The sequence below is a fragment of the Marinomonas sp. G8-14 genome (assembly GCF_055808935.1).
The window spans coordinates 2607795-2626155 of the sequence record NZ_CM147891.1 but is presented as its reverse complement, the minus strand read 5'-3'; the positions used below and the strand labels follow the sequence as shown (position 1 = coordinate 2626155).

The window sequence follows — 18361 nt, the reverse complement described above, 5'->3', positions numbered from 1 at the left end:
TTATCCCCTTGTATCAAGCTTTAAGCTTTTACGAATGCCTTTATCTAATACTGAGGCTGGGGCGAAGCGACGTAGAAATTTAAACAAGCGAGCGGTTTTGCCTGCTGTATAGCGTAATTTTGGCTGTGACGCTTGAGCCGCCTCGAGTATGACACTGGCAGCGACTTCAGGTTCATCAGCGGTAGCCATGGCTTCGCTGACAACGCCGACTAGCTTCGCTCGAATCCCATCGTACTCGCTAATTTTTGAATCGAGCTTCAATATTATTTGTTTCAAATTTGGTTTTCACATAAGCCGGCTCAATCACGGACACTCTGATGCCTTGTGTGCGTAGTTCATGATCTAATGCTTCAGAGTACCCCTCAACAGCATGCTTACTGGCACAATAAAGTGCTGCATAAGGAACAGGAACGACACCAAGAATTGAGCCAATATTGATAATTCTACCTCTGCCTTGACGACGCATATGTGGCACGACAGCACGTGTCATTCTGACAACACCATGAAAGTTGGTGTCGAACATGGCTTTAGATTGCTCTATGGAACTCTCTTCTGCTGCCGCAGGAGAGAAACCAAAACCCGCATTATTGACTAAAAGATCGATGCGTCCTTCAAGCCGAATCAGTTCCGCAACGGCCGCTTCGACAGAGGAATCGTCTGTTACATCCAGTGCCAGCATAGGAAAGCCAGTTTGATTCGATATTGCCCCACGACGGCTAGTGCCATAGACGCGGTAGCCTGCCGTTAGCAATTTTTTGGCCGTGGCCTCGCCAATGCCTGATGACGCGCCCGTCACCAACGCGACAAGTTTATTGGTCATTATGTAACTCCTTAAGCAAGTTGTTTTTCAATGTCTTTGTGAGGCAATGAATCAAGGTTTTATGGCTGTTTATGCTGTTTTATAACGCGCAGCGGCATTTGACATCTCGATGTCAGAAAGCAACCCTTGTCGCGCCTTGTCTAGATCATTCCAACGAGTCTCTTTATGCAGTGGTGGAATGGTGACCAGCTCTCGGCGATCAAAGCCAACCAAAGCCGCATCAACCAGTTCATTCACTTCCATCATTGGCGAAGAGTTGCTGATATCGATGCCTGCGCGATCCCAGATTTCGGTATAAGTGCCCGCTGGCAGTAGCGCTTGCACGTAAATGCCTTTAGAGGACAATTCTAGATTCATCCCTTGAGATAAGAACAAAACGAATGCCTTGCTCGCACCGTAGACAGTCATTTGGTATTCAGGCGCAAGACCTACAACAGAAGACACATTGACGATAGAACCTTTGCCTGCTTTGACGAGTCGTGGCGTTACCGCATTAGCAAGTCTGGTTAACGCCGTGATGTTTAATGCGATCAGCTTTTCAATTGAATCTGGTGTTTGTTCAACAAAGCGACCAGATTGGGCAATACCCGCGTTGTTAATTAATGTGTCGATGCGATCGTCTTCTTGTAGGCGTTTTTCGACAAGAGCAAGATCACTGGATTTGGTTAGGTCTGCTGGCAATACATTGACATTGACGTTGTATTCTTGGCGTAAACGAGTTGCCAGTGTTTCAAGTTTTGCACCATCACGGGCAACGATAACCAAATCGTGACCACGACGCGCAAAGCGATCCGCATAGACAGCGCCAATACCAGTAGAAGCGCCAGTGATAAGAACGGTAGAATTTGTCATGATATTTTTCTCTTTAAATAATTTTCTGAATAATGTTTAAAAAGCGGCGACACACAAACAGCATGTCGCCACGTTATTCGCTCAGCGTCAGCGTTATTACGCGTTCGCCAGTGTTGGGTAATCGGTATAGCCTTTGGCACCACCGCCATAAAGCGTTGAACCATCTAGTTCGTTTAGCGCGGCGCCTGTTTCTAATCGTTCAACAAGATCAGGGTTGGAAATAAAAGGGCGTCCAAGGGCAAACAAATCCACCTTGCCTTCTGCTAGCTGAGCAGAAGCCAGCTCAGTGTTATAACCGTTGTTGCCCATGTAAGTGTTTTTGAAGCGTTGGCGCAGAGAATCATAGTCAAACGGGGCGATATCACGTGGGCCACCTGTTGCGCCTTCCACAACATGAAGGTACACAATGCCAAGCGCATTCAACTTATCTGCCACATAATCGTACTGTTCTTGTGGATTGCTGATGGAAATAGCGTTTGCTGGTGAAACGGGAGAAATACGCACGCCGGTGCGATCCGCGCCAATTTCTTTACTAACCGCTTCCGTCACTTCTAAAAGCAATCGTGCGCGATTTTCAACAGAACCACCGTAGGAATCAGTACGCTGATTCGCGCCATCTTTTAGAAACTGTTCCAACAGGTAACCATTGGCACTGTGGATTTCCACACCATCAAACCCTGCTTTCATGGCATTGGCCGCCGCTTGGCGGAAGTCTTCAACAATGGCGGGGATTTCATCAATGTCTAATGCACGAGGTTCAGACGTATCGGCGAAGCCATTATTGACGAACACTTTGGTTTCCGCACGAATGGCAGAAGGCGCGACAGGTGCATCACCATTTGGTTGCAAATCCACATGAGAAATACGACCAACGTGCCATAGTTGAACAAAAATCTTTCCGCCCTTGGCGTGTACCGCATCGGTCACTTTTCGCCATCCATCGATTTGGTCCTGAGTGAATAATCCAGGTGTGTCTTGGTAGCCTTGCGCTTGTGCTGAGATTTGAGTGGCTTCCGTGATGATTAAACCAGCGGATGCACGCTGCCCATAATAGGTCGCAGCCAATTCACTCGGTACTAAACCTGCACCAGCACGGTTGCGCGTCAATGGTGCCATGACGAAGCGATTAGATAACGTGAGTGAGCCAAGGGTATAGGGTTGAAATAGTGTGTGATCAGTCATTTTTTTCGTTTTCCGTTTTTCATCTGTGGAGAATTTGTTAATGATGACGATCGTAATCTAAAATGTCAATACTTTGATTATGATCATAATCAAAGTATACTGAGTCATGATTTTTGCAATGAGGTGTAGTAGAGATGAAAGTGACAAAGGCGCAGGTTCAAGAAAATCGAGAGCATATCGTTAAGACGGCTTCGGTGTTGTTTCGCGAACGTGGTTACGACGGTGTGGGTATCGCAGAGCCTCATGTCTACGGCAGGGTTTACTCACGGCGGTTTTTACAAACATTTTAAATCGAAAGCGGATTTGATGGCGGAGGCGGCGGCTTTTAGTTTTGCGAAGTCAGCTGCAGAAACGTCCGATTTAGATATGGCGACTTTTGCAAAGCAATATTTGTCCCGAAAGCATCGTGATTCGTTTGGTAATGGCTGTACTATGGCGGCTCTTTGTACAGATGCGGGGCGTCAATCGGAGTCCATTAAAGAAACATTTTTGGCTGGAATTGAAGGCCAGCTGGAAACTTTGGCAAATGGAGAAGAGGCAACTGGAGAAGACCGAGTAAGAAGAATCAATGCCATTGCTCAAGCCGTTGGGGCGCTTATATTATCGCGCGCTTGCCCTGATGACTCTCCATTGGCGGATGAAATTCTACAGGTGTGTTTAGAACAAATTTTGAGTCAGCATGGGGCGTAGAATAAAACGATAGGCGATGTTGTTTCTATGGTCTAGTGGTTGAATTCATAAAATGATACAAGCTTGGCGAGATGATTGATCATTGCCAAGCCTATGTGTTCTTTAGTTAAAAGACTCAAGCAAACTGGAATTGTTTGATTTTTCGGCTCAGTTCGTTGGTCATTTGTGCAATCATGGCGCTGCCTTCCGACACCTGTTGAGAGTCCTCTAATACTTTTTCGGATACTTCTCGAATGCCCATGATGTTGCGATTAATTTCTTCCGCCACGGTGCCTTGTTGTTCTGCTGCGGAGGCGATTTGATGGCTGCGAGCCGATACATCGTCCACTTGTCTTAACATATTTTGTAAGTTCTCGGCGGCCACGTGCATTCTGTCAGCACCCCGCTCAGCTTGGCGTGTGCTGGTGGCCATAGATGTGGACGCTTCTTTGGATTGATGTTGAAGCTTTTCGATAATCGAGCGGATTTCGACAGTTGATCCTTGAGTGCGGCTGGCCAGTGAGCGAACTTCATCAGCCACAACCGCAAAGCCGCGGCCCAGTTCTCCGGCTCGTGCCGCTTCAATGGCGGCATTCAAGGCCAGAAGGTTGGTTTGTTCTGAAATATCACCTATAACACCCAAAACAGAGTCGATATCGCTTGTTTGCTCAAGTAGTTTAACAATGACGTCGTTTGCACCTTCTATGTTCTTGGTTAAACTTTGGATGTCTTCGTTAGTCGCATCCAAATCCTGACTACTTTGGCGTGTGATAGTTTGCACCATTTGGGTTGCATCAGCGGTATCTTTGGCATGTTGCGCTACGTCTCGAATGGAGTAAGACATTTCATTCATGGCGGTGGCAAGCAATTCGACCTCTTGGAATTGGTTATCCATACCTTGTTTCGTATGCAGGCTATTGCCTTGCAGTTGTACGCAGACAGCTTGTAATTCTGTAATAGCGTGATCCACTTCCAGTAATGTGTCATTTAATGAGTTGGATACATGATTGGCTGCATTAGCTAACATACCAATTTCATCGTCTCGTTGCATATCCAGCTGTTTTGTTAAATCGCCATCAGAGATGTGTTGTAAATGTTCTGTTACCGTTTTTAATGGACGGGTGATGTTGCGAACAATGGTTACACTGCTGATAAGGGCGATTAATATTAGAATGAGTCTCGATACTGGCTGATTGCTTGATAGTAGCCCAGAAAATATCCGTTACACTGCTATACAATACGCCGCTACCAATAACCCATCCCCAAGGTTGATAGCCTTTAACATAAGACACCTTGTCTTCTGAATGCGAGACCTGTGGTCCTTTATAAGCGTATTCTACATAACCTTCACCGTGCTTTTTTACCTCAGCCACCATGGCTTGCCAGTGCGTAAAGCCATTCGCGTCCGTGACGTCCGCCATGTTTTTGCCTTCGTCTTGAGGTTTATAAGGATGCATGAGCAGTTTGGTTTGCATGTCATTCACCCAAAAGTACCCATCATCGCCAAAACGCAATGCAGATAAGGCGGCTAGAGCGGATTGTTTGGCTTTATCTTCGCCAATAACAGAGGCTTGGTCACCGTAGTATTTGACGAGAGAGTAAGCACTGTCTACTTGCTCTTTGACTTGCAGTTGTCTTGCGTTTAAGAGTTCACTGTGCAGTTCACTGTAGGCAATGGCACTAAAGACGATAAGTAATGTGACTAAGGTGCTAATAAGCCCCCAAAGTTTGTAGCTTACTTTTATTGAGCTGAGCTTCATATGACATCCCTTCAAGGTGTTAGTTTGTTTTATAAGCAGAGATTATGGGCCTGAGTCATGAAAAGAATTGTGATCGAAATCAATACAAAGGCACTTTGCTTAACATTTCTCCAATATCCCCAGCACTATGATATTTTCCTATTGAGTAAATGCTTATGAATTCCTATGGCATCATTATTGCTTAATTTGCTCTACGATAGATCAAATTGGCAGGACTTCTTCCTGTTAGGCAAAGGCGCCTGAATCTGCAGCAATGAAGCTGTTGTGGATTCAGGCGCTTTTTTTGTACTGCATTGGGGAGACAGGAATATGAAGTGGCTTACTTATCCGGCATTTTTGCTGTTGCACACACTGGGTATCATCGGCATGCTTCGAGCATTATTGGTCATTACCCTAATCTGTGGTGCTATTCGATTCGTAATACCGTCGCAGTCTGTGGAGTGGCTGTGGGTTGTGGTGGTGTATTTAGCGATGGCCAGCCTGTGGCTTATTTTACAGGAGATCGGTCAGTTGCAACGTTACTGTGAAACAACTGCTCCGCATCGCCACAAAGACCTTGTACACGCGGGGCAATGGCGGCTTCTTCAGTCGGTGAGTCGCGGGTTTCAGCAGTGGCTGAACCATGAGCAGCGTCAACAACAACTATTGCAACAGCGTTTGGATGAAATATCCCATTCATCTCATGAGACTCGAACAAAGTGCCGCTTTAGTCACTCGTAATGCCGAAGGGCAAAGTGATTCGGCCACGGTTGCGGCAGCGGCCGTTGAAGAATTGAATGTGAGCATTGTGCAAGTAGCGTCATTGGCTGCGGATTCACGGCAGAGTAGCGTAGTTGCTAGTGAGCAACTGGCTGATGGCATTGCGCAGCTCACCAATCTGGTGCAACAGCTGTCTGATATGGCGCAGCAAGCGACCATCACCGATGTGCTTATCCGCCAACTGAGTAGCAATTCGCACACCATCAATGAAATGTCTGGCACCATTCGTAGTATTGCAGACCAGACTAACTTACTGGCTCTGAATGCCGCCATCGAAGCCGCGCGTGCGGGCGAAAGTGGCCGTGGCTTTGCCGTGGTAGCCGATGAAGTGCGGCGTTTGGCCATGCACAGTCAAGAGTCAGCCACGGAAATCAGTCGCAACATTGAATCCGTTCAGCGCCATATTCAACAGGCCGCGGTTCAGGTGTCTGATTTGGCAGAATTGGCGAACCAAAATGCGGAGCGCTCAGAAAAGGTGCGCACTTTGCTTACCCAGGTCCAGCAGCACACGCAGCAACTAACAACGCAAGTTGATCAAGTGGCAAGTAGTACCGAACAGCAGGGGCAAGCGGTAGCCGAAATTGCTGAACTGGCCGATCGCGTTCGTCGCGGTAATGCTGCCAATCTGCACGCTGCCGATCAAGCCCGCACCATTGCCCATCATCTGGCTCATTTGACAGGATAATTTGTATGAACAGTATCGACTATGCACTCCCGCTCTTGTTCACTGTTTTTATCATCATGGCGTTGCTGTTTTATGGCTTACACTGGCGTCTGCAACTAAAAAAACGCTTACATATCCAACTGAACATTCGTCAATTGACGTTACTAAGGGTGCTGATAGCCGAGTTTCAGCGTCATCGTGGTCTGAGTAATGGTGTGCTGTGTGGCGACGCCAGCTTAAATGAGGATCTTGTTCGTACTCGAGAAAAGCTGGATCAGCATATTCTCACGGCGCAAGAGTTTGATGGCACTCATCAGAAAGCTTGGAGCGGTTTGATTGATCATTGGTCACGTATGCGCGAAGGAAGAACGAGTGATCAAGCTAATAATCTCATTCAGCATCATCTCATTATTCGTAACAGCATCTTTTTGATGGAAGATGTGGCTAACGAAATCGATTTGACGAAAGGTCTACCAGAATTGAGCTATTTGTCTTGTATCTGGCGTGAGGTGATTCAGGCGGCCGAATGGGCGGGGCAAGCGCGTGCCCTGGGAACAGGGATCGCGGCGGCCGGACACAGTAGTGTCGAACAGCGCGTAAGAATGCATTTTCTCTATCAAAAAATTGAATTGTTGGCGGATCAGGCTTTTACCACATTGCAGCACCATGCTAAAGAGCATCCGCAGATGACGGCGTTTCGTTTGTCGCATGGCGAGCAAGTGGTAACAGATTTTCTGCGTTGTATAAAGCAGGAGCTACTCGGTTCAGAAGTCCCAACGATTACCGCTAAAACCTATTTTCAGCATGCTACACAGGCCATCGATGAATTGTTGGCTTTGGTGGATAAGGCATTGGAGCAGCTGCAACAATATGGAAAAGAATGATAATGCTTACGTCCTTGCAAGGCATTTTGCTACTATCTTAGGAACGATGATTTTCATAAGGAAGCGTTATGCAATATTCGGTTCTTATTACAGGTTGTTCGTCAGGTATTGGCTTAGAGGCCGCCAAAATGCTTCAAGAGCGTGATTTTCTGGTGGTGGCGAGTTGTCGCAAACAAGAAGACATCGCCGCGTTACAGGCACAGGGCATTAAACATGTTGTACAGCTGGATTTAGCTGACTCGGCTTCAATAGAAAAGGGCTTGCAAGAAACCTTAGCCATTACTCACGGTGAGCTTTTTGCCTTGTTTAACAACGGCGCTTACGGTCAGCCGGGTGCGGTGGAAGATTTGCCTGTGGAGGCGTTGCGTGCGCAGTTCGAATGTAATGTCTTCGGTACGCATGAACTGACAACCAAGGTACTGAAAGTGATGCTGGCTCAAGGATACGGACGCATTGTCAATAACAGTTCGGTACTTGGCTTGGTGGCCGCGCCGTTCCGCGGAGCTTACAATGCCAGTAAGTTTGCCTTAGAGGGTTTGACCGATACCTTGCGTTTAGAATTATTTGATACGCCGATCAAGGTGAGTTTGATCGAACCCGGTCCGATAGAAAGCCGCTTTCGAGCCAATGCGTTGCTGGCGTTGCAAAACAATATCGATATGGAAAACAGCCGCCATAAAAAGGGTTATGAAGACGCAATAGCAAGGTTAAGTAAAGAAGGCGTGACGTCATCACAAACTTTGCCTGCCAGTGCGGTGGTGAATAAGCTGATTCATGCCTTGGAATCAACGCGCCCAAAAGCTCGCTATTATGTGACTATGCCAACGTATGGCGCGGTGTTGATGAAACGCATACTCCCAACCTGTTTGTTGGATTGGGTGATGCGTCGTCAAGGTGCGTGAGGAAGTGTTTTAAGCCAGTCGGACATGGCAGACAGATAAGTAGTGCGAGCCGTCTCATGGGATAGATACAAGTCATGAAAGCCTTGTGCAATACTTACTTGAGTGAGATTTGTGAAGGTTTTCTTGGCAGCTTGTACCATGCTCTCAACATCCAAAACACCATCGCCTTGCTGGACGTCTTCGACTGTCAGTTTACCTATGGTACTGGCAGCCGAGTGGCATAACAGTGTCGGGATTTTGATCCGCTGATTGGCTAGATTGCGCTGCGCATGAATGACTTCTCTTAGCCAATGAAAAGACAAATCAAAACCTTGGGCAGGTTTCCAATCTAATCGGTAATCCCACTCGCCACCAAAAACACAATGTATGGTTTTCGCGTAGAGAGAGATTTTTTAGCGCGTAAATACGAAAACGGTAGCAAAGAAACCAATACGCGAATAGGCCAGCTAACGCGATTGAGTATCTTAGGTGGAAAGGGTAAGGCAAGAAATGGGCTATTGAGCATCAGGCCAATTACTTTAGGAAACGCCTTGTTGTAATGGCTTTCGCGTTCGGGCAAAGCATAAGGTTGCGCCAGATAAGTGGACACTACTAAGCCACCAGTGGAATGTCCGAGTATGACAACCTGATTGACACCATCTTGTTTCATTGTCGCTAGGGCAATGTCCAAATCTTGACCGTACTGTTCAAGCGACTCACACCAATTTGGTGGGGTTGAGGGGCGAATAGAGCGTCCGTAGCCCTGCAGATCGAGTGCGTAAAAACGATAGCCCAAATTGATAAAGTGCTCTGCTAAACCAGTTTGAAAAAAATAATCCGTATAACCATGCACATACAAAATGGCGTTGGTCGCGTCAGGATTACCAATATGGTGAATGAGTGTCGTGTGGACTTGAGTTTTGGGGCCTGCGAAAGAAAAAGTGCGAGCACGGAAATTGGCACCCAATAGGTCTTCACCATCGTTAACTTGTTGCCAGTCTTGTCCTATTGGTGTGCTCATGGTGCTGGTCTCGAGTGGTTAATTAAACAGGTTGTCACCAAGTTGGTCGATGGTTAGCTTGGCTTTACGCAAGGTTATCTCAATGCACTCATCACGATTTGGCATTAAATCTGAACGAATAAAGTTATGTGTTTTTTGTTCTTCACCTTCTCCTTTGGTGATGGTGGCGGCGACGCGATATTGCCCACCGTCTTTCATCGGAGCGGGTATAATTGAAAACCCCTTGTGTTCTATTGCGTCTTCCGTTTTTTCAGGGGCGCTTTCGCCTCCAGCAAATAGCCCTTTTAGGCTAGATAAGATACCCATGGATGTTCTCTCCTACTGATTTTGCTCTATTTTTCGGGGATTTGTTGTAATAGTCAAATCTCGACGTATGATTTATTTTTCAACGTTAACAGAATTACCACAGGATAAGTATTCTGTCGAAGGAAAGTCCCATTATAATGTGTTGCTAGCGTTTACGTTTAATCAGGATATGGGTTTGAGCAAAATCATGAGCACTATTACTCAAGTAGCGACCTTGGCAGGGGTTTCTAAAGCAACCGTTTCTCGCGTGTTAAGCGGTGTGACGCCGGTTAAAGAAGAAACTCGAGGCTCGAGTGTTGGCCGCGATTGAAACCTTATCTTATAGCCCAAATCAGGCCGCTCGATCGTTAGCGAGTAACAAAACCTATACCATAGGTTTGGTAGCATCGCGCATTGATACAGCCTATTACGGACCTGCCGCGAGTGGGGTTGAAAGAGCATTACGCGGTGGTGACCGTCATGTCATTATTGCGAGTGGTAATGGTTCTTTGGAAGGGGAACGAGAGGCGGTTGACTTCCTAATCAAACGACAAGTAGACGCGCTGGTATTAGTGACGAACTTTTTATCAGAAGAGGAAGTTGCACAGATTAATGAACGCTGTCCCGTGTTTGTGTTGAACCAGCAATTTCCTGGCGGAGAAGGGCATAGTATTGCATTTGATAACTTTGCAGGGGGCGAAATGGCTACCCAATACCTTATTGATAAAGGGCATCAAAAGATTGCCACGGTGACGGGGCCACTGTGGAAGCATGATGCTTATCAGCGTTATTTAGGCTGTCAAAAAGCACTGCAAAATGCCGATCTTCCTCTACATTGTCAGTATGAAGGTAATTTCAGTGCAAATTCTGGCATGACTCAGATGGCCTCTATTCTAGCGCTTAAAGATCGGCCCACAGCGATCTTTTTTGCTAATGATATTATGGCGATGGGGGCGCTTCATGTGTGCGCAGAACAAGGTATCAAAGTCCCCGATGATATCGCTATTATAGGATTTGATGATCTTGATATGTCCAAATATTATGCGCCTAGCATAACGACCATAAAACTGCCTTTGTACGATATGGCGGAAGCTGCTGCCTATCTGCTTTTAAATACCATTTACGCTACCAAACATCCGATCAAACATATCTTTTCCCCCGAGGCTCGTTGTTCGCCAGTCGGCGTGATAATAATCTTCTGTTAGTCAAAAAATGCGTAAAAAATATTGACGAGGTTATTTTATTGGCTAATATTTGTTCATGAAAGCGGTTTCATTTCAAGTTTTACCGTTTCAGCTTAAGTCTCTTGAGAGGGAGATTTGAGGACAAAAACCCAATAGAGGATAAAAATAATATGATGGGTAAAAAACTGTTTACTGCCACATTAGGGGCAGGTTTTATGAGTGTATCGGTGCAAGCCGCAGATTTAGAGGTGATTCATTGGTGGACATCGGGCGGGGAACAAAAAGCCGTGACAGTGTTAGCGGAAGAGTTCGATAAACTGGGCAATGATAAGTGGGTCGATACTGCCGTCGCGCTGGGAGAAAATGCACGAGCATTAACTATGCAGCGTATTTTAGGTGGTGATGCCCCAGGTGCCGCACAATTCAATACCTCTCGTCAGTTCGAAGAATTGATTGAAGAGGGTCTGCTTCTTGATCTCACTCCGGTAGCTGAAAAAGAAGGTTGGACCAGCTTTATTCGTCCTTCTAGTATTTTAAATCCCTGTATGAAAGACGGCGGCATTTATTGTGTGCCAGTCAATATACATTCTGCACAGTGGCTTTGGACAAATAAGAAAGTTTTTGCCGAGGTGGGGGTGAAAGAACCCAACACATGGGAAGAGTTTTTGAGTGTTGCTCCTAAAATTCGTGAGGCAGGTTACATTCCTTTAGCCTTTGGTGGTCAAGGCTGGCAGGAACGCCACGTCTTTGATGTGGTACTGATTGGGGTGACAGATGAAGCCTTTTGGAATCGTCTGTGGAAAGACAAAAGTGTGGACGCTGCGGGAAGCGCGCAAATGCGTAAAGTCTTCGAGACTTTTGGTGCTCTAAGGCAATTTACCGATGCGGGAGCACCGGGTCGAAATTGGAATGATGCCACCAACATGGTGATCACGGGCAAAGCAGCGGCGCAGGTCATGGGCGACTGGGCACGTGGTGAATTCGCCGCAGCGGATAAGGTTGCTGAGGTGGATTACGGTTGTATTCCTGGTCCCTCCAAACGCCCTTATCTTACTCTGGGGGGCGATGCGTTTATTTTTCCAAAATCTTCCGATAAAAATCTTGAAGCAGCGCAAATGAAGTTGGCTTCGATGATGTTAAGCCCTTACATTCAAGCAAAATTCAATAACACCAAAGGGTCTTTGCCAGTGCGTGCGGATGTCGATTTAAGTGTGGCAGATGCGTGTATGAAAAAAGGCTTAGCCCTGTTGGATGACCCTAAGGCGTCCATCACGCCAGCGAATGCCTATATTACGGAAGATACCAATGGGCAGATACAAGATTTAGTCTCCACTTTTTGGAATGAGTCCCAGTATGTCTGTCGACAATGCCCTGGCTGTTTTTAAAGGCATTATTGAAGACGCTGAGTAATCGCTTGCGTCGATGAATGATCACCCGTTTTTTCTGCAACGCCATGCTTAGCAGGTGGTACTGGTGGTCAATTCTTGCGTTCCAAAAGGAGTATAAACTATGACTACTTCAACAAAAGTATCGATACCGCGACGCGCTAAACGCGTGCAAATTTCGTCTTTGCTGGCCAGTACGCCGATGGCGATTGTGGCGATTGGTGTGTTCGTTGTGTGTGTTGGTTATTCCGTGATGTTGTCATTCACAAAATCACGTCTGTTTCCCAACTTTAACTGGGTTGGGTTAGATCAATATGAACGCCTGTGGGGGACCTCCCGTTGGGTCGTGTCTGTCGAAAATTTATTGATTTACGGTGTATTGTTTATTGCTTTTTGTCTCATTTCTGGCTTTTTTATGGCGGTCTTTCTTGATCAGAAAGTGCGTTTTGAAAGCGGTTTTCGCACTTTATTCCTTTATCCCTATGCCATGTCTTTGGTGGTGACCGGCCTAGTCTGGCAATGGATGATGGAGCCTTCTCTGGGGATTCAAAATGTCGTTCAGCGTATGGGGTGGGAGTCCTTTGAGTTTGCCCCCTTGGTTGATCCTCAGTACGCCATTTATGGGGTGCTGATCGCGGCGGTATGGCAATCTTCTGGTCTGGTTATGGCGTTAATGCTAGCCGGTTTACGCGGTATCGATGGGGAAATCTGGAAAGCGGCGCGTGTGGATGGCATACCGACATGGCGAACCTATTTGTTTATTGTTCTACCCATGATGCGACCTGTGATGATCACGTCTGTGGTGTTACTGGCCGTGGGTGTGGTGCGGGTTTATGACCTGATTGTTGCACAAACCGGCGGTGGCCCGGGTATGTCGACAGAGATGCCTGCCAAGTTTGTGATTGATCACATTACTGCCCGTGGCAATGTGGGCTTGGGGATGGCGGCGGCGACCATGATGCTACTTCCTGTGCTGTTGGTCATTGGTCCTTGGATTTATCGCGAATATGTTCGTCCAACGAAGCATTAGGAGTCGATCATGGAACAGATTCAGTTAACGGGCCCACAGGGGCCTAAACCAAAGCAAACCTCTGTTTCTCGGGTTGGGGTGTATGTGTTTTTAGTGAGCGCGGCGATTTTCTTTTGTATTCCTTTGTACGTGATGTTGATTACATCGTTAAAAGGCATGCCAGAAATTCGTTTAGGAGAGCTTTTTGCGCTACCGGGCGACCCAAGCTTCGCGGCTTGGGTAAAAGCTTGGAGTGAAGCGTGCTCCGGTGTCGAATGCAATGGTATTCAAACGGGGTTTTGGAACTCGGTAAAGATCACTATTCCGAGCGTCGCCATCTCTATCATTCTTGGGTCTATTAATGGCTATGCCTTGTCGTTTTGGCGTTTTAAAGGTTCAAACCTGCTGTTTGGCTTATTGCTATTTGGTGCATTTGTGCCTTTTCAGGTGGTGATTTTTCCGCTGATTATCTTTCTTCGGGAGGTAGGGTTATACGGTTCATTAACGGGAATTATTTTGATCCACACTATTTTCGGCATGCCGATCATGACCTTGTTGTTCCGTAATTACTTTGCCTCGTTGCCAGATGAATTGTTCAAAGCAGCACGAGTCGATGGGGCAAACTTTTGGCAGATCTTTTTTCAAATCATGATGCCACTCTCTATTCCAGTGACCGTGGTGGCGGTGATTCTGCAAACCACAGGGATTTGGAATGATTATTTATTGGGGCTGATTTTTGCGGGTCGAGACAATTTACCAATGACGGTGCAGTTGAACAACATTGTGGCCACCACTTTTGGGGTGCGTGAGTACAACGTGAACATGGCAGCGACCATTCTGACAGCAATCGTGCCGTTGGCGATTTACTTGTTGTCCGGTAAATATTTTGTGCGTGGCATCGCCGCTGGCGCGGTTAAGGGGTAAGTGATGAACAGTGTCTCAATTAAAAAATTGGATCTTAAGTATCAAGATGCGCATGTGTTAAAGCATCTAAATCTAGACATTCAAAAGGGCGAATTTTTGGTGCTCTTGGGGTCATCCGGTTGCGGTAAATCCACCTTGCTCAATTGCATTGCGGGTTTATTGGATATTACGGCCGGTCAAATTTGGATTAATGATCGCAATGTGACCTGGGAAGAACCCAAAGATCGCGGTATAGGCATGGTGTTTCAATCTTATGCCTTGTATCCGCAAATGACCGTGGAAAAGAATTTATCCTTTGGTCTAAAAGTGAAAGGCATGGCGAAAGAGGAGATTCGCCAACGCGTGGACCGTGCGGCGAAAATCCTGCAAATAGAGCCACTATTGCAGCGTAAACCGTCTGAACTATCGGGTGGACAGCGTCAACGTGTCGCGATAGGACGAGCCTTAGTGCGAGATGTAGAGGTGTTTTTATTTGATGAGCCTTTGTCGAATCTGGACGCCAAGTTGCGTGCAGATTTGCGGGTAGAAATTAAGCGCCTGCATCAAAAATTAAAAAACACCATGGTGTATGTAACGCACGATCAAGTAGAGGCGCTTACGTTGGCGGATCGTATTGCCATTATGAAAGACGGTGAGATTCAGCAACTGAGTACACCAGCCAATATTTACCATAAGCCCTGTAATCTCTTTGTAGCGCAGTTTATTGGCTCGCCAAGCATGAATTTGTTGGAAGGCCGCATCGTAGGCGAAAATTTTGTCTATCAAGATTATCGTGTTCACTTAATGGGCTATGAATTTATCGATCAAGGCGATCACGACACGTCTGCGTATTTAGGCATTCGTCCTGAGCATTTGGCGCTTGAGTCCCGTGAGGGTTATGTGCAATTGGCCACGGCCACGATAGATATCTTGGAACCAATGGGCGATGAAACCATCGTGTGGTTTGATTTTATGAACCGCAAGTGGTCCGTTAAAGTCCATGGCGATCATCAACTGACATGGGGCGCTGACATCGACATTTATCTCGATCCTAAGAAAGCCCACCTGTTCTCTAAGCAAAGTGAAGTACGGCTTTAACGTCACCAATCGTAAACATAACAATAAAAAGGAAGACACATGAACGAATTTTCATTTCAGCTTTACAGCGCTCGCAATACACCGTCTCTTGATGACGTGTTCGCTCTTTTACACCAAGCAGGTTATCAGCAGGTGGAAGGATATGGTGGTTTATACGCGCAGTTGGATGAGTTGAAGCACTTATTAGCCAAACATGATCTGACCATGCCAACTGGACACTTTGATTTGGGTATGTTGGAAAACAACATCGCCCAAGCGTTATACATTGCGAAAACCTTGAATATGCACACCATTATTTGCCCTTTCATCATGCCAGAGAAACGTCCCGACAGCGCGCAAGGCTGGTTTGAATTAGGGCAGCGTTTAGAGGCGATCAGAGAAAGAACGGTGAACGCGGGATTTGAATTTGCTTGGCACAATCACCACTTTGAGTTTGAACCTTTGGCCGATGGTAGATTGCCGATGACTTGTATCCTCGAAGGTGGTCCAAATATCAAATGGGAAATGGATGTGTCATGGGTGGTCAAAGGTGGGCAAGATCCCGTTGAGTGGATGACGAAATATCGAGATCGTATTTGTGCCGTGCATTTAAAAGACATTGCGCCAGAAGGGGAGTGTTTAGATGAAGACGGTTGGGCGGATTTTACTCATGGCACTTTGCCATGGAAAGAATGGTGGCCTGTGGTGCGTTCCACTCCGGCGAATGCCTTTGTGATGGAGCATGATAACCCTAACGATTTATCACGTTTTGCCACTCGTGCGTTAAGCGGTGCAAAAGCCTTAGTAAAAGGAGCAGCAGCATGAAAACCATTTTGAATGTCGGTCTAATTGGCTGTGGCAATATTTCGGACAGTTATTTGTCTTTAGCACCACAATTTCGTGGTTTCAAAATAGTCGCTTGTGCGGATTTAAACGCTGAATTAGCGGCAGCCAAAGCACAGAAATATGGCATTGAATCGCGCAGTGTGGATGCTTTATTAGCGTCTGAAGATATTGATATTGTTGTTAATTTAACCATTCCAGCTGCGCACTGTGCGGTAAGTATGCAAGCACTGGAAGCGAGTAAGCATGTTTACTCGGAGAAGCCTTTGGTTTTGAGCCTAGAAGAAGGGCAAAAAATGAAAGCGCTTTCACTAAAAAAAGGACTCAAAGTGGGCAGTGCGCCCGATACCTTTATGGGCGGTTCTCACCAGTTTGCTCGACATTTATTAGACAGGGGAGAGATTGGTGAGGTGTATTCGGGTACCTGCCATGTGATGAGTGCAGGCATGGAAAGTTGGCATCCTAACCCGGATTTTTTCTTTAAAGCGGGTGGTGGCCCAATCTTAGATTTAGGGCCGTATTACATTGCCAATTTGATCCAGCTGTTAGGGCCAGTAGCGTCTGTGATTGCCAAAACGTCGATTCCACGTAAGCAACGTAAAATCACCAGTCAGCCAAGGTCTGGCGAGATGATAGAGGTTGAAACACCGACAACGATTCATGGCATTCTGACCTTCCAAAATGGCGCGGTTATTACCTTGGGTGCCAGTTGGGATGTGCACGCTCATCAGCACTCCCATATGGAGTTATATGGCAGCAAGGGTTCTATGTATTTGCCCGACCCTAATTTTTTTGGTGGGAAAGTGTCGTTGATCCAAGAAGGCCGTGAAACCCCTGTGGCAATGTGGAATCACCCATTTGGGACGCCAAATCAAATCCATGGCGAGTTAGCTAAGGCAAATTATCGCACGGCGGGTTTAGCGGAAATGGTGATGGCCATTCATATGGGTCGCGATCACATGTGTTCGCTCGACCGAGCGTTACACGGTGTCGAGGTGATGACGGCTATTTTAGCGTCAGGTGAGAGCGGTCAAGCCATCAATATGACGACTCATTGTGATCGCCCTCGCGCACTTGACCCTGAGGCAGCTAAAGCCTTGCTTGCAGCTTGTTTTTAGGAGGACATTATGAAGACGATAAAAGGACCGGCGATTTTTTTGGCGCAGTTTGTCGGTGATGACGCGCCTTTTAATAGTTTCGATACGATTTGTGGCTGGGTGGCTTCTTTGGGTTACAAGGGGGTACAAGTCCCCACTTGGGACAAACGCCTGATGGATTTAGAACGTGCCGCAAACAGCCAAGAGTATTGTAACGAACTGATCGCAACGGCGGCAAAACATGGCGTGGTGATATCAGAGTTATCAACGCATTTACAAGGTCAACTGGTGGCAGTGCATCCTGCTTATGACGAAGCGTTTGATGGCTTTGCCGATCCGAGTGTGCGGGGGAATCCGAGAACTCGACAGGCTTGGGCCGTTGAACAATTAAAAATGGCCGCTAAGGCGTCAAAACGTCTTGGTCTTAATGCTCATGCGACCTTTTCCGGCGCATTAGCATGGCCGTATTTTTACCCTTGGCCACAGCGCCCAGCGGGCTTAGTTAAAGAAGCGTTTGCAGAGTTGGGTCGACGTTGGAAGCCCATTCTAGATGCTTTTGATGCGGCTGGCGTGGATCTTTGTTATGAAATTCATCCCGGTGAAGACCTTCACGATGGCGTGACTTTTGAGCGTTTTCTAGAGGAAGTCGGTCATCATCCTAGGGCGAATATTCTCTATGATCCGAGCCATTTCGTGCTACAGCATTTGGACTACTTGGCCTTTATTGATCATTACCATGAGCGCATCAAGATGTTCCATGTCAAAGACGCGGAGCTAAATTTGAATGGTAAATGCGGTGTCTATGGTGGTTTTCAAAACTGGGTCGATCGTCCGGGGCGTTTTCGTTCTATTGGTGATGGTCAGGTGGATTTCAAAGCGATTTTCGCCAAGCTTACCGCCTATGATTTTGCGGGTTGGGCGGTATTGGAGTGGGAATGTTGTTTGAAGCATCCTGAAGACGGTGCCCGTGAAGGCGCGCAACATATCCAAGACTTTATTATCCGTGTGACGGACAAAGCCTTTGATGATTTTGCTGACAGTGGCGTTGACGCGCAAGCGAATCGCCGCATGCTGGGATTGGAGTAA

Annotated in this window: 23 protein-coding genes; 14 read left to right on the top strand and 9 right to left on the bottom strand. The window is 46.8% G+C overall.

The genetic code is table 11. The features are described from left to right. From AC0L6V_RS13435 to AC0L6V_RS13420, 4 genes are all read right to left on the bottom strand, one after another. Positions 1-261 (bottom strand): Rossmann-fold NAD(P)-binding domain-containing protein, encoded by a 261-nt coding sequence (locus AC0L6V_RS13435; protein WP_418138354.1) that lies wholly within the window; start codon positions 259-261, stop codon positions 1-3. Continuing rightward, entirely contained in the window at positions 239-820 is a 582-nt protein-coding gene (locus tag AC0L6V_RS13430; protein WP_418138353.1) for an oxidoreductase, read from the bottom strand. Before AC0L6V_RS13430 ends, AC0L6V_RS13435 begins: the two co-directional genes overlap by 23 nt. Positions 821-889: 69 nt before the next feature. Then, positions 890-1672: an SDR family NAD(P)-dependent oxidoreductase gene (locus AC0L6V_RS13425; RefSeq protein WP_265218238.1), complete on the bottom strand. Its 783-nt coding sequence runs from the start codon at positions 1670-1672 to the stop codon at positions 890-892. A 96-nt stretch (positions 1673-1768) separates the two neighbouring features. After that, positions 1769-2854: an alkene reductase gene (locus AC0L6V_RS13420; RefSeq protein ID WP_265218239.1), complete on the bottom strand. Its 1086-nt coding sequence runs from the start codon at positions 2852-2854 to the stop codon at positions 1769-1771. Positions 2855-3097: 243 nt separating this feature from the next. Here AC0L6V_RS13420 and AC0L6V_RS13415 point away from each other — a divergent pair, with 243 nt between their 5' ends. Next, positions 3098-3544, top strand: coding sequence for a TetR family transcriptional regulator (locus AC0L6V_RS13415; protein WP_265218240.1), 447 nt, complete (start codon positions 3098-3100; stop codon positions 3542-3544). Positions 3545-3659: 115 nt separating this feature from the next. Here AC0L6V_RS13415 and AC0L6V_RS13410 read toward each other — a convergent pair whose 3' ends face one another. Together AC0L6V_RS13410 and AC0L6V_RS13405 are read right to left on the bottom strand one after the other, a co-directional pair. Further along, positions 3660-4607, bottom strand: coding sequence for a methyl-accepting chemotaxis protein (locus AC0L6V_RS13410; RefSeq protein WP_265219372.1), 948 nt, complete (start codon positions 4605-4607; stop codon positions 3660-3662). Next, positions 4600-5283, bottom strand: coding sequence for a cache domain-containing protein (locus tag AC0L6V_RS13405; RefSeq protein WP_265218241.1), 684 nt, complete (start codon positions 5281-5283; stop codon positions 4600-4602). The genes AC0L6V_RS13410 and AC0L6V_RS13405 overlap by 8 nt, the downstream gene beginning before the upstream one ends. Positions 5284-5649: 366 nt before the next feature. Between AC0L6V_RS13405 and AC0L6V_RS13400 the strand changes: the two genes are divergently transcribed. The 4 genes from AC0L6V_RS13400 to AC0L6V_RS13385 all read left to right on the top strand — a co-directional run bounded on the left by AC0L6V_RS13400 (position 5650) and on the right by AC0L6V_RS13385 (position 8492). Further along, positions 5650-6003 carry a hypothetical protein gene (locus tag AC0L6V_RS13400; RefSeq protein ID WP_418139107.1) on the top strand — a complete coding sequence of 118 codons (354 nt, stop codon included), beginning with the start codon at positions 5650-5652 and terminating at the stop codon, positions 6001-6003. Next, positions 5906-6727 (top strand): methyl-accepting chemotaxis protein, encoded by an 822-nt coding sequence (locus AC0L6V_RS13395; RefSeq protein ID WP_418138352.1) that lies wholly within the window; start codon positions 5906-5908, stop codon positions 6725-6727. Before AC0L6V_RS13400 ends, AC0L6V_RS13395 begins: the two co-directional genes overlap by 98 nt. A 5-nt stretch (positions 6728-6732) precedes the next feature. Beyond that, positions 6733-7590: a nitrate- and nitrite sensing domain-containing protein gene (locus tag AC0L6V_RS13390; protein ID WP_265218244.1), complete on the top strand. Its 858-nt coding sequence runs from the start codon at positions 6733-6735 to the stop codon at positions 7588-7590. Between the two features lie 68 nt (positions 7591-7658). Beyond that, positions 7659-8492, top strand: a complete 834-nt coding sequence (locus AC0L6V_RS13385) for an SDR family NAD(P)-dependent oxidoreductase (protein ID WP_265218245.1) — start codon at positions 7659-7661, stop codon at positions 8490-8492. On the opposite strand, the gene AC0L6V_RS13380 is transcribed toward AC0L6V_RS13385, so the two are convergent. The 3 genes from AC0L6V_RS13380 to AC0L6V_RS13370 are packed head-to-tail and all read right to left on the bottom strand — an operon-like array spanning position 8480 to position 9798. Continuing rightward, entirely contained in the window at positions 8480-8794 is a 315-nt protein-coding gene (locus tag AC0L6V_RS13380; RefSeq protein ID WP_418138351.1) for a hypothetical protein, read from the bottom strand. The genes AC0L6V_RS13385 and AC0L6V_RS13380 overlap by 13 nt on opposite strands. Positions 8795-8820: 26 nt before the next feature. Then, positions 8821-9492: an alpha/beta hydrolase gene (locus tag AC0L6V_RS13375; RefSeq protein WP_418138350.1), complete on the bottom strand. Its 672-nt coding sequence runs from the start codon at positions 9490-9492 to the stop codon at positions 8821-8823. A gap of 18 nt (positions 9493-9510) precedes the next feature. Continuing rightward, a complete protein-coding gene (locus AC0L6V_RS13370) occupies positions 9511-9798 on the bottom strand; it encodes an HlyU family transcriptional regulator (protein WP_111608575.1) in 288 nt (95 codons plus the stop codon). Between the two features lie 175 nt (positions 9799-9973). Here AC0L6V_RS13370 and AC0L6V_RS13365 point away from each other — a divergent pair, with 175 nt between their 5' ends. The 9 genes from AC0L6V_RS13365 (at position 9974) to AC0L6V_RS13325 (ending at position 18361) form a co-directional block, all read left to right on the top strand. Then, positions 9974-10108 (top strand): LacI family DNA-binding transcriptional regulator, encoded by a 135-nt coding sequence (locus tag AC0L6V_RS13365; RefSeq protein ID WP_418138349.1) that lies wholly within the window; start codon positions 9974-9976, stop codon positions 10106-10108. Then, a complete protein-coding gene (locus tag AC0L6V_RS13360; RefSeq protein WP_418138348.1) occupies positions 10095-10982 on the top strand; it encodes a substrate-binding domain-containing protein in 888 nt (295 codons plus the stop codon). Before AC0L6V_RS13365 ends, AC0L6V_RS13360 begins: the two co-directional genes overlap by 14 nt. A 149-nt stretch (positions 10983-11131) precedes the next feature. Next, positions 11132-12346: an ABC transporter substrate-binding protein gene (locus AC0L6V_RS13355; protein ID WP_418138347.1), complete on the top strand. Its 1215-nt coding sequence runs from the start codon at positions 11132-11134 to the stop codon at positions 12344-12346. Positions 12347-12470: 124 nt separating this feature from the next. Then, on the top strand, positions 12471-13376 hold the full coding sequence (locus tag AC0L6V_RS13350) for a carbohydrate ABC transporter permease (RefSeq protein WP_265218250.1): 906 nt from the start codon (positions 12471-12473) through the stop codon (positions 13374-13376). A gap of 9 nt (positions 13377-13385) precedes the next feature. Continuing rightward, positions 13386-14279, top strand: coding sequence for a carbohydrate ABC transporter permease (locus AC0L6V_RS13345; protein WP_409418648.1), 894 nt, complete (start codon positions 13386-13388; stop codon positions 14277-14279). A 3-nt stretch (positions 14280-14282) separates the two neighbouring features. Next, entirely contained in the window at positions 14283-15356 is a 1074-nt protein-coding gene (locus AC0L6V_RS13340) for an ABC transporter ATP-binding protein (RefSeq protein ID WP_418138346.1), read from the top strand. Positions 15357-15395: 39 nt separating this feature from the next. After that, positions 15396-16160, top strand: a complete 765-nt coding sequence (locus AC0L6V_RS13335) for a sugar phosphate isomerase/epimerase family protein (protein WP_265218254.1) — start codon at positions 15396-15398, stop codon at positions 16158-16160. Continuing rightward, on the top strand, positions 16157-17296 hold the full coding sequence (locus AC0L6V_RS13330; RefSeq protein WP_265218255.1) for a Gfo/Idh/MocA family protein: 1140 nt from the start codon (positions 16157-16159) through the stop codon (positions 17294-17296). The genes AC0L6V_RS13335 and AC0L6V_RS13330 overlap by 4 nt, the downstream gene beginning before the upstream one ends. A gap of 9 nt (positions 17297-17305) precedes the next feature. Next, complete coding sequence (locus tag AC0L6V_RS13325; RefSeq protein WP_265218256.1) at positions 17306-18361, top strand: sugar phosphate isomerase/epimerase family protein; 1056 nt, start codon at positions 17306-17308, stop codon at positions 18359-18361.

Coding starts and splice junctions, on each gene's coding strand:
- AC0L6V_RS13430 (WP_418138353.1), bottom strand. CDS start 820: ATGACCAATAAACTTGTCGCGTTGGTGACGGGCGCGTCATCAGGCATT.
- AC0L6V_RS13425 (WP_265218238.1), bottom strand. CDS start 1,672: ATGACAAATTCTACCGTTCTTATCACTGGCGCTTCTACTGGTATTGGC.
- AC0L6V_RS13420 (WP_265218239.1), bottom strand. CDS start 2,854: ATGACTGATCACACACTATTTCAACCCTATACCCTTGGCTCACTCACG.
- AC0L6V_RS13415 (WP_265218240.1), top strand. CDS start 3,098: ATGTCTACGGCAGGGTTTACTCACGGCGGTTTTTACAAACATTTTAAA.
- AC0L6V_RS13405 (WP_265218241.1), bottom strand. CDS start 5,283: ATGAAGCTCAGCTCAATAAAAGTAAGCTACAAACTTTGGGGGCTTATT.
- AC0L6V_RS13400 (WP_418139107.1), top strand. CDS start 5,650: ATGCTTCGAGCATTATTGGTCATTACCCTAATCTGTGGTGCTATTCGA.
- AC0L6V_RS13395 (WP_418138352.1), top strand. CDS start 5,906: ATGAGCAGCGTCAACAACAACTATTGCAACAGCGTTTGGATGAAATAT.
- AC0L6V_RS13390 (WP_265218244.1), top strand. CDS start 6,733: ATGAACAGTATCGACTATGCACTCCCGCTCTTGTTCACTGTTTTTATC.
- AC0L6V_RS13385 (WP_265218245.1), top strand. CDS start 7,659: ATGCAATATTCGGTTCTTATTACAGGTTGTTCGTCAGGTATTGGCTTA.
- AC0L6V_RS13375 (WP_418138350.1), bottom strand. CDS start 9,492: ATGAGCACACCAATAGGACAAGACTGGCAACAAGTTAACGATGGTGAA.
- AC0L6V_RS13370 (WP_111608575.1), bottom strand. CDS start 9,798: ATGGGTATCTTATCTAGCCTAAAAGGGCTATTTGCTGGAGGCGAAAGC.
- AC0L6V_RS13355 (WP_418138347.1), top strand. CDS start 11,132: ATGATGGGTAAAAAACTGTTTACTGCCACATTAGGGGCAGGTTTTATG.
- AC0L6V_RS13350 (WP_265218250.1), top strand. CDS start 12,471: ATGACTACTTCAACAAAAGTATCGATACCGCGACGCGCTAAACGCGTG.
- AC0L6V_RS13345 (WP_409418648.1), top strand. CDS start 13,386: ATGGAACAGATTCAGTTAACGGGCCCACAGGGGCCTAAACCAAAGCAA.
- AC0L6V_RS13340 (WP_418138346.1), top strand. CDS start 14,283: ATGAACAGTGTCTCAATTAAAAAATTGGATCTTAAGTATCAAGATGCG.
- AC0L6V_RS13335 (WP_265218254.1), top strand. CDS start 15,396: ATGAACGAATTTTCATTTCAGCTTTACAGCGCTCGCAATACACCGTCT.
- AC0L6V_RS13330 (WP_265218255.1), top strand. CDS start 16,157: ATGAAAACCATTTTGAATGTCGGTCTAATTGGCTGTGGCAATATTTCG.
- AC0L6V_RS13325 (WP_265218256.1), top strand. CDS start 17,306: ATGAAGACGATAAAAGGACCGGCGATTTTTTTGGCGCAGTTTGTCGGT.